Genomic DNA, 2073 nt, shown 5'->3' with positions numbered 1-2073 from the left:
GCGGCTCCGGCCGCCGCCCCGGCTCCGGCTGCCGCACCGGCCGTTTCGGCCCCGGCCGCCGGAAACGGCAGCGCGCCTGCCGATTCCGCCGAAGCTGTCGCCGATTCCGGTGAGCGCAAGCGCACCTCCCCGCTGGCCCGCAAGGTCGCCAAGGAGCTCGGTGTCGACATCAACGCGGTGACCGGCACCGGCCCCAACGGCCGGGTCACCAAGCAGGATGTCGAAACCGCGAGCAGCACAGCGGCTCCGGCCGCCGCGCCCGCCGCCGCTCCGGCTCCCGTCGCCGCCCCGGCCGCCGTCGCCCCCGCGACCGGCGACTACGACGAGATCCCGCTGACCACCATTCAGCGTGTCTCGGCCCAGCGCCTGACCGAGTCCAAGCAGCAGGCCCCGCACATCTATCTGACCAGTGCGATCGATGTGACCGAGCTGCTCGCCTTCCGCGCGCAGATCAACAAGACCTTGGAGGAGTCCGGCTCCGGCAAGGTCAGCGTGAACGACCTGCTGGTGAAGGCGGTCGCCACCACTCTGCGCCTGGACCCGTCGGTGAACGTCTCCTTCGCGGGCGACAAGCTGTTGCGCCACAAGGCGATCAACATCGGCATCGCCGTCGCCACCGACGCGGGCCTGTTCGTCCCGGTCATCCACGACGCCGACCGCAAGTCCGTGTCGGCGATCGCCGCCGAGGGCCGCGAGAAGGCCGGTCGCGCCCGCGACCGGAAGCTCAAGGGCGAGGACATGTCCGGCGGCACCTTCACCATCTCCAACCTGGGCATGTTCGGCATCGAGCAGTTCACCGCCGTCATCAACCCGCCGGAGTCCGCGATCCTCGCGGTCGGCGCGGCCCAGGACGAACTGAAGCTCGACGGCGAGAAGGTGGTGTCGCGCAAGATCCTCCGCGTCACCCTGTCGGCCGATCACCGTTCCATCGACGGTGCCGTCGCGGCCAAGTTCCTGCAGCAGCTCAAGAGCCTCATCGAGAGCCCGCTGCGCATCGTGACCTAGTCACGCCCGTGTGACTAGGTCACACCCCCTGATCGCGTCCGATTTTTTGATCCAGGATCGGACGACGCAGCCCGCCACCCGAGCGCGCGGCGACCATGCCAAGTCGCGCGCCCGGAAGCCGAACTCACCCGGCGGCGGGTAGGAAACGCCGGATGGCGTGGACCCGGACTACCCGGCCGGTCCACCCCGTCCGGCTTTTCGCGTTTTCACCGGCGTGACGGTTGCCACTCCGACGACATGATGAGAAGATTTAGTAGCAACTCTCTCATCCTGTCGGCGGCTCTCATCCCGTGAGTGCGTGACATGCCGATGGGAAGGTCGATCAAAGGAGATCAACCATGACTGCCGCCGTCGCGCTCGGCCACGAATCCACCGGTGCCCGCCCGGATCGCCGCCCGTTCGAACCCGGCAGCCGGATGTGGGATGACGTCGGGCTGCTCACCTTCTCCCTCACCGCCGGATCCGCCTTCCTGCTGCAGACCATGGAACCGACCATCGCGGCCGTGGTGGACGAGCACTCGACCTTCCGCACCGACCCGATGGGCCGCGCCATGCGCAGCATCGCCTCGGTCATGATGTGGGTCTATGGCGGCGACGAGGCTCTGGCCGAGGCCGACCGGCTGCGAAAGATGCACGCCACCCTGAATTCGACCGACGCACAGGGCGTCAAGCATCGCGCGCTGTCCTCCGCGCCCTGGGCATGGGTGCTGCATACCGGCGTCTTCGCCTTCACCGAAGGCAACAAGTACTTCTCCAGCGAGCAGCTCACCGACGCCGACAAGGAGGCGTACTACCAGGAGACGGTGCAGCTCATGCGCAATTTCTCGGTGGCCCCCAAGGAGATTCCGGCCACCTACGCCGAATGGGAGCCGTGGTTCTGGGATCAGGTCGAAAACCATTTGCAGGTAACCAATGTCGCCTACGACTATCTGAAGGTCATCCGGAACATCGCACCGCCCAAGCAGATCCCCCACATCCTGCATCCTGTCTGGCGTGCGGTCACCAAGCCCGTCGGCCGCCTTCAGTACTTCTTCACCATCGGCACCACCCCGGATCTGGTGCGCGACA

General features: G+C 67.1%; 2 protein-coding genes. Both read left to right on the top strand.

Annotated elements, in window-relative coordinates; all coding sequences use genetic code 11:
* Positions 1-1005: dihydrolipoamide acetyltransferase family protein (locus tag ACWELQ_RS44510; RefSeq protein WP_452402989.1), on the top strand; the 1005-nt coding region annotated here is incomplete at its 5' end.
* 338 nt (positions 1006-1343) lie between these two features.
* Positions 1344-2073 (top strand): oxygenase MpaB family protein (locus ACWELQ_RS44505; RefSeq protein ID WP_452402988.1); only part of this gene is annotated, 730 nt, incomplete at its 3' end.

The organism is Nocardia sp. NPDC004722, from assembly GCF_053601505.1.
The sequence above is the reverse complement of the archived record's forward strand: the minus strand, read 5'-3'. Positions and strand labels throughout refer to the sequence as shown.